This window comes from Pontibacterium sinense (assembly GCF_015209595.1).
Taxonomy (GTDB): Bacteria; Pseudomonadota; Gammaproteobacteria; order Pseudomonadales; family Balneatricaceae; genus Pontibacterium; species Pontibacterium sinense.
Genome location: NZ_JADEYS010000034.1, coordinates 22,654 through 29,828, shown reverse-complemented (window position 1 = coordinate 29,828; position 7,175 = coordinate 22,654). Strand labels below are relative to the sequence as shown.

General features: G+C 50.8%; 8 protein-coding genes. 5 read left to right on the top strand and 3 right to left on the bottom strand.

All coding sequences use genetic code 11. From position 1 onward, the window contains the following. The 3 genes from IOQ59_RS20865 to IOQ59_RS20855 all read left to right on the top strand — a co-directional run. Window positions 1-213: hypothetical protein (locus IOQ59_RS20865; RefSeq protein WP_193955418.1), on the top strand; the 213-nt coding region annotated here is incomplete at its 5' end. 122 nt (window positions 214-335) lie between these two features. Continuing rightward, the gene (locus IOQ59_RS20860; protein WP_193955417.1) at window positions 336-1,334 is read left to right on the top strand and encodes an AAA family ATPase; all 999 of its coding nucleotides are present in this window, start codon (window positions 336-338) and stop codon (window positions 1,332-1,334) included. Next, entirely contained in the window at window positions 1,321-3,057 is a 1,737-nt protein-coding gene (locus IOQ59_RS20855; protein WP_193955416.1) for a cobaltochelatase CobT-related protein, read from the top strand. Before IOQ59_RS20860 ends, IOQ59_RS20855 begins: the two co-directional genes overlap by 14 nt. A gap of 72 nt (window positions 3,058-3,129) precedes the next feature. Here IOQ59_RS20855 and IOQ59_RS20850 read toward each other — a convergent pair whose 3' ends face one another. Beyond that, the gene (locus IOQ59_RS20850) at window positions 3,130-3,699 is read right to left on the bottom strand and encodes a TetR/AcrR family transcriptional regulator (protein ID WP_193955415.1); all 570 of its coding nucleotides are present in this window, start codon (window positions 3,697-3,699) and stop codon (window positions 3,130-3,132) included. A gap of 157 nt (window positions 3,700-3,856) precedes the next feature. On the opposite strand from IOQ59_RS20850, the gene IOQ59_RS20845 reads away from it, so the two are divergent. After that, entirely contained in the window at window positions 3,857-4,501 is a 645-nt protein-coding gene (locus IOQ59_RS20845) for a glutathione S-transferase family protein (protein ID WP_193955414.1), read from the top strand. 530 nt (window positions 4,502-5,031) lie between these two features. After that, the gene (locus tag IOQ59_RS20840) at window positions 5,032-5,427 is read left to right on the top strand and encodes a DUF3461 family protein (RefSeq protein ID WP_193955413.1); all 396 of its coding nucleotides are present in this window, start codon (window positions 5,032-5,034) and stop codon (window positions 5,425-5,427) included. Window positions 5,428-5,548: 121 nt separating this feature from the next. Here IOQ59_RS20840 and IOQ59_RS20835 read toward each other — a convergent pair whose 3' ends face one another. Continuing rightward, window positions 5,549-5,755: a cold shock domain-containing protein gene (locus IOQ59_RS20835; protein WP_193955412.1), complete on the bottom strand. Its 207-nt coding sequence runs from the start codon at window positions 5,753-5,755 to the stop codon at window positions 5,549-5,551. Between the two features lie 408 nt (window positions 5,756-6,163). Beyond that, complete coding sequence (locus IOQ59_RS20830) at window positions 6,164-7,063, bottom strand: LysR substrate-binding domain-containing protein (protein WP_193955411.1); 900 nt, start codon at window positions 7,061-7,063, stop codon at window positions 6,164-6,166. Window positions 7,064-7,175: the final 112 nt, after the last annotated feature.

The window sequence follows — 7,175 nt, the reverse complement described above, 5'->3', positions numbered from 1 at the left end:
ATCTACATATCAATCTACATTCGCCTGAATCTCTACATCCTCAACGTAGGTTGGGACGAGCGCAGCGATTCCCAACACCTCTGGCGGTTGCCGGATACCCTCCCTGTTGGGTATCGCGTTGCTCCACCCAACCTACGTGTCTATCGACAGGCCGAGTTCTGGGGTTCGCTCTACGGGCTCGGCATAGGTTGCGACAAGCGTAACGATCCCTAGCACACTGTACGGGCCAGATGGGGCCAACTGGCTGTAACGAAAGGCTAAAATTGGCTCACTGGCATACCTGCCCGATCCAATAGACTGGAACCAACAATAAGATATAACGGGATGACAGAACTATGTCCGATATTAAGGTGGATCAGCCAGATATTATGATCTCTGTGCGTGATGTTTTCGGAATCGATACCGATCTGAAAGTACCGGCATTCAGCCAACGCGATGATCATGTACCTGAAGTTGATACTGCGTACCAATTTAACCCGGAAGTCACTCTGGCGATTCTGGCAGGCTTTAGCCGCGACCGCCGCGTGATGGTTCAGGGCCTGCACGGTACAGGCAAATCCACCCATATCGAACAGGTTGCTGCACGCCTGAACTGGCCGTGTGTCCGTATCAATCTGGACGGCCATATCAGCCGTCTTGATCTGGTGGGCAAAGACACGATTGTGCTGAAAGATGGCAAACAGGTCACCGAGTTTCAGGAAGGCATCGTGCCTTGGGCATTGCGTCGACCAACCGCACTGATCTTTGATGAGTTCGATGCAGGTCGTCCCGACGTAATGTTCGTAATCCAGCGTATTCTGGAACGTGATGGTAAGTTCACCCTGCTCGATCAGAATGAGGTGATCCACCCGCACAGCCAGTTTCGTCTGTTTGCGACGTCCAACACCATTGGCCTGGGTAACAGCACCGGTCTGTACCACGGCACGCAAATGGTCAACCAGGCGCAGATGGATCGCTGGAACATCGTCACTACGCTGAACTATCTGCCAACCGATGACGAAGTCAAAATCGTACAGGCACGTGTGCCGAGCATGGCGAATGACTCCGGTTCCGAGCTGGCCCGTTCCATGATCGCCGTGGCAGATATGACACGTAATAGCTTTGCCGCAGGCGATATCTCTACACTGATGTCACCACGTACCGTTATCTCCTGGGCGGAGAACATCGAAATTTTCCGTGACCCAGCGATTGCCTTCCGACTCTCATTCCTCAACAAGTGTGATGAAGTCGAGCGCCCGATGATCGCCGAGTTCTTCCAGCGTTGCTTTGATCAGGAACTGACAGAATCCTGGGCCCATCAGGCAGCTGGAGTCATGGCCGATGGCGAACACTGATAACCAGCCTCGTCAGGAACGTCTGCAACAGCAGGTTGAAGAACTCTGCGGTGCATCCGTACGCGCGCTTTCCGGTGAACGCCAATTTGCTTACCGGGGCCGCCGTCCTGAAGTCAATGGTCGGCCATCCGGTATCCGTGCCCCCCACCTGAAGCCCGACCTTGAGAGTGATGATTTCATGTCGTTCCGCGGGGCCGCAGACGGTATCGCGCTGCGCCTGAAACACAGCGATCGAGAGCTGCATCAGAAGATGATGCCAGCCACGGCCGTCGGTCAGTTACTCTTTGAATTGCTGGAGCAGCTGCGGGTCGAAACACTGGTCGATCCCCGTCATCCCGGCGCTAAAAAGAACCTCGATCACCGCTACAAAGCGTGGTGCGCAGCCTTCTGCGCCTCCAACATGACCGAAAACCACGTGGGCCTGCTGGTGTATACCGTTGCTCAAGTGGTGTGGTCGCGCCTGTCTGGTCAGCCCGTTAACGAAGCAACCGAAGGACTGATAGAGCCTCATCGTATGATGCTGGCACCGCATATTGGTGGTGCGCTGGTGGGCATGAAACGTAACGTGACCGATCAGGCAACGTTTGCTACACATACACTGGAGCTGGTACAAGTCATCGATGAACTGGTCAGCAACCTGGACGACGAAGATGACGACGACGATCGCACCTCCAAAGCAGATGAAGCAGTTAATGATTTTGGCCTGATTCTCTACCCGGAATCCGATCTGAACGGTGAGCTGCCGGGGCCATCGTCTCAATCCAGTCGCGCGCGCTATCGCGAGATGATGGACCAGCTCGAAAGCTATCAGGTCTACTCTCGGGAAAATGACCGGGTGATAGAAGCCGACAAACTCGTTGTTTCGTTTCTGCGGAAAAAACTGCGGGCACAACTGGACAAAAAAATACGCGGACAAGGTGTCAACGTACCGCGTCTGGCACGGGATCTGGCGATGATCCTGTCGGCACCAGAGCTCGATGGCTGGAACTTCGGTGAAGAGGAAGGTTATCTGGACGCCCGTCGTCTCAGTAAACTGGTCACTTCCCCCGATTTTCGACAGCTGTTCCGCAAAGAGCGCTATCAGCCCCATAACAACTGCTGCGTCACCTTCCTGATGGATAACTCCGGTTCGATGAAGGAGCATATCGGTCAGGTAGCGATGCTGATTGAGATTATGTGCCGTGCACTGGAACAAGCCGGTGCCAGTACTGAAATTCTGGGTTTCACAACCCGCAGCTGGCAAGGCGGAAAGCTGTATAAACGTTGGGTATCCCAAGGCAAACAACCGAACCCGGGGCGCCTGACCGAGCTGGAACATATCGTTTACAAAGATGCCGATACGTCGATGCGTCAGGCACGTCAAAGCATCAGCGCGATGCTGAAGCCGGATATATTCAAAGAAGGGATCGACGGTGAAGCACTGCTTTGGGCTGCTGAACGTCTGACGAAGCGCCCGGAAGAACGCCGTATCCTCATCGTTCTGTCTGACGGCTGCCCGATGGAAACGGCCACCAGCCAATCCAACGACGCAGACTATCTGGACAATCATCTCAAGCAGGTCAGCGGCATGCTGGAAGCCCGTGGTGATCTGGAACTCTATGCGCTGGGATTTGGTCTGGATCTAAGCCCTTACTACCGAAACAATCTGGCCCTCGACCTGCCAGAAACTCTGGAGAACAGTGTCTTCAGAGATATCCTGAACATGCTTGCACGGCGACGTTAGTCGTCAAACCGGTTGTCCTGTTTCCGGCCTACGGGACAACCGGTGCGGCATGTACTTGGCGCCCATCACTGACTAAGCCTCTTGACCATCCAGTACGCCGTTGCGGCACACATCCAGCAACGTCGCGGCTAACTCTTCGTCATTAATTGCTCTGGAGATTGCCATCCCCCCGACCATCAACACCGCCTTTTGCAACGCCTGCCGATGCGCCTCATCAGCATCCGCATCCCCTCCCTGGGCAATCAGATTCACAAATCCTTTAAACACCCGTGTATAAGCTTCACGGACCTTATCATCCCGCTGCCCAATATCTGTGATCAACAGCGCTAACGGACAATTAATCTGTGCCCCACTGCGGTGTTCTTCGCTCAGGTAACCCTTCACCACTCGTTGTAGGCTCGCATCTGAGCCAAGTGCTTCAATGGCTTTCAGATGCGCCGCTTTAGCCGCCGTTGCGATGGATTCTGCGTATAACTCAGCCTTAGACGAAAAGTGCGCATAGAAAGCCCCCCGTGTCATTCCCGCATCCGCCATCACTTCATTGATGCCAACATGGTCAAAGCCATGCTGCGTAAATAATTTAGCCGCACTGTTCAGGATACGTTCGCGACTCTGCTGCTTTTGCTCCGGTCCCCAGGGCATGGCTTACACTCACATTAAAAAGGTATCTGATCTATCCTACTTAACCATCAAAATATGTTCTTTAACATATTGTCATTCCCACTAGCATTGTAGGTAACAAAGCGATGAAAACCACATAGATATCTCCTACACAAACCACACATAAGGAACAGCTACCATGTCTGCTCAAGTTCAGATTCTCGGCCCTGCTTTTAGCACCTTCGTGCGTTCGGTAATGTTGTGCTGCGAAGAGAAAGGGATTAGCTACGAAGCTAAATTTGAGATCAATGGTGAACCACTGGCACTGAACGGAGAAGCCCACCAGCAGTACCATCCGTTTGGAAAAATTCCGGCCCTGCTTCACAACGATCGCACGATATTCGAAACAGCCACCATCTGCCGCTATATCGATGCCACCTTTGATGGCCCGGCTCTGCAACCGGAAGACAGCTACGGGCGCGCACAGATCGATCAATGGAGTCGTGCTATTTCACAGTATGTCGATCAGACAATCGTGCGACAGTACCTGTTGGAATTCGCGTTCCCTAAGGGCCCGGATGGTCAGATTCGATTGGATAAGGTTGCAGAAGCCGAGCCTGAAGTGATTAAGATGCTCACGCTACTCGAAAAGTTGATTGGAGATCACCCGTTTATTTGCGGCGATCAGTACAGCTATGCAGATGCGATCCTCACCCCGATGCTCGACTACCTTTCAGGCACACCCAATGCAGCAACATTACTACCGGAAGATTCATTACTGAGCCGCTATATCCATCGCATGCAAGCACGCCCGTCAGGCCAAAAAGTCCTAAATAAGCAGTAAACGTTGTCAGGGATCAGTGATACCATCAATGACGCTATATCAGGTGTCACTGAGCCCTCTTTAACCGGCACAAAACTGGACCTAAAAACCCACTCAAAAAACCACCAAACTGGCACCATCACAATATATTTACCCTTTAATATCAACACCTTAATCTGGCACCATCAATTAGACACAACTGGCCCTAACTGGCCCTAAGGTATACCCCTAGTATTGCCGCCGAAAGCTGCCCTCCAGCCTCTCTGCCACACACAGAGATTACCCGCCAGGAAAGCAGCAATCAGGGCCTTGCCCATCCCTGAAACAGGTCAACTGTCTCAGCTCAAATAATAATAACCAGGCATTACTGAACTGACGTTCTCAGCTCCAAAATGCCATCAGGTCGTAGTGAGTGCTGCGGCCCGAACAATACTTCTTCTATACTTCAGGGGACTCCCCCTCATCACTGAAGGCAGAGGAAGCCAGCAATACCTATTTTTTGAGCCCTGTGCTTCTGAGATGAAGCGCAACTGATTGAGAATACGCAAATCATGTCTGATTACCCAACCCTGGAAAAAATGGGCGTTAAATCTGTCGACAGCATCGATAAGTACACTGTTCGCCATCAGGGTGATACCGATGTGCTGAAGATCTACTACAAGCGACCTAAAGGCTCCCTTCTGTCTCGCAGCAAGAAGTTCTCCTTCATTCGTGGTCGTCGCGGTATTCCACTGGAAGTTCGTAACGCTAAAGCGTTCGAGCAGATGGATAAGATCAGTCCGCAGTTGGTAGCCGCACTGGAAGAACTGAAAAAACTGGATGCACGTCGTAAAGAAGTTGATCCGGTGGATCCGAAGGCGAAGTTCCTGTCCGATCTGGATCACCTTGAAAAAGTGATGACTGCGAAGATGGATGATATCCGTCGCCAGATTAACGAGATGGAATAAGCAGGCAATCTGAGTCCTGAGCCACAACGTAAAAAGCCACCCAATGAGGTGGCTTTTTAGTCTCTGACTTCAGCTCTTTTACAGAGCGAGTCCATCAATAATGGAGCTTATTCCAACCGTCCTACTCGATCGTTTTGATATTAATGGCATGTGTTCCTTTATCACCCGGCTGCGTCTCAAACTCAACAGACTGTCCCGCTTTCAAGCTCTTATAACCGTCTGCCACAATACGCGAATAGTGCGCAAACAGATCTTCCTTATATTCAGGTGAAACGATAAAACCAAAACCTTTAGCGTTGTTGAACCATTTAACTGTGCCAGTATGCATTTCCATTACTCCCTACGCGCATATTCAGCTCCTCTGCCGGTTTGCACGACGCAAATTTGAGTAGTAAGCCTCATACGTTCCTTTTTGCTACTGCGAAGCGGTACTACAAACTAATCCTGCCATTGGATAATCAGCTCTACGCATCCAAGTTTCTGCACATGCAAGATAAACCAATAACATCAGCGTAGACCACATAGCGATTAGAGCAACTAATGCTCTATTTACCGTCAGCCTTACGCCCTAAGACTACTTAAAAATGTAGTTACTACTACCCCATATGTGAATAGGAAAAATTCCTAATTCCGGGTGAGCAGCGTAAACCATTGATCACAAGCATATAAGAACGTCCACTCGGACCGGGAATGTACTCTACGGACTGACACGTTATCCAGCCTGAACGAATCTGCGTTACGCCTTAGACATAAACAAGTTTCTTAACTGCCCCACAATCCACATATGGATAGGCGTATGATTGGAACGGCTATGCCAGGCAGCAATCACCTCAAACTTTGGCGGCTTCGTATCGAGATTCAAGGGCACAACTTTCTCATTCGGCAACAACCGAGACGGGTAAAAAGCGATCATATCCGTGGCTGCAATAAGATCTGGCGCGGCAGAAAAACTGGGAACAGACATCACGATGTTTCGCCTCAAACCCTGCAATGCAAACCACTCATCATGTGAACCACGCAGGTTGGCACGAGACGGGGATATCACCAATTGAGGCAGTGCAGCCACCTCCGCCAGCGTAAGCGCTCTATCAATCAATTCGGAGGAACGCCCTGCTACGCAAACGTGCTGCTCTTCGAATAACAACGCGTTTGGCAAGCTGTCCGGAATAAATGATGGAAATGTTAGCGCCAGATCCAGTTCTCCGGATACCAGCAGCTGATTCAGATTATCAGACTCAAAATCACGCACGATCACTTTCAAATCAGGTGCAGACCTGCGCACAACTCCCAGTAACTCCGGCAAAATTGCCTGAATGGCATAGTCCGTCGCACTGATACGAAATACCCCGTTGTATGTTGCCGGATCGAATACCGCAGGCGTTAGCAAACCTTCCACATCATTCAGAATACGACTGACCTTTTCACCCAATTCTTCAGCCAATGGCGTTGGAATCATGCCGTTGCTATGTCGAACAAACAGCCTGTCATCGAAAACATCCCGTAACTTTCTTAACTGCTCACTGATCGCCTGTTGGGTTAACCCCATCTTAGTGGCAACCCGTGACAGGTTTCGCTCTTGCAGTAATGCTTCCAAAACTCGCAGTTGTTTGAGATCTAAACGACCAATACCATTCATATTTGTAACCTAAACAATGAATACTTGTTTCTAATTGTATCCCTGCCTCCCTACCATTTCTATCGTCTTAGTGCAGTTCAGACGGTCCGCATACCGTGGACGTCAGGTCGTT

Bases quoted from the DNA above. Each gene is read 5' to 3' on its own strand.
- IOQ59_RS20845 (WP_193955414.1), top strand. From the start codon at position 3,857: ATGTCTGCTCAAGTTCAGATTCTCGGCCCTGCTTTTAGCACCTTCGTG.
- IOQ59_RS20855 (WP_193955416.1), top strand. From the start codon at position 1,321: ATGGCGAACACTGATAACCAGCCTCGTCAGGAACGTCTGCAACAGCAG.
- IOQ59_RS20860 (WP_193955417.1), top strand. From the start codon at position 336: ATGTCCGATATTAAGGTGGATCAGCCAGATATTATGATCTCTGTGCGT.
- IOQ59_RS20830 (WP_193955411.1), bottom strand. From the start codon at position 7,063: ATGAATGGTATTGGTCGTTTAGATCTCAAACAACTGCGAGTTTTGGAA.
- IOQ59_RS20840 (WP_193955413.1), top strand. From the start codon at position 5,032: ATGTCTGATTACCCAACCCTGGAAAAAATGGGCGTTAAATCTGTCGAC.
- IOQ59_RS20835 (WP_193955412.1), bottom strand. From the start codon at position 5,755: ATGCATACTGGCACAGTTAAATGGTTCAACAACGCTAAAGGTTTTGGT.
- IOQ59_RS20850 (WP_193955415.1), bottom strand. From the start codon at position 3,699: ATGCCCTGGGGACCGGAGCAAAAGCAGCAGAGTCGCGAACGTATCCTG.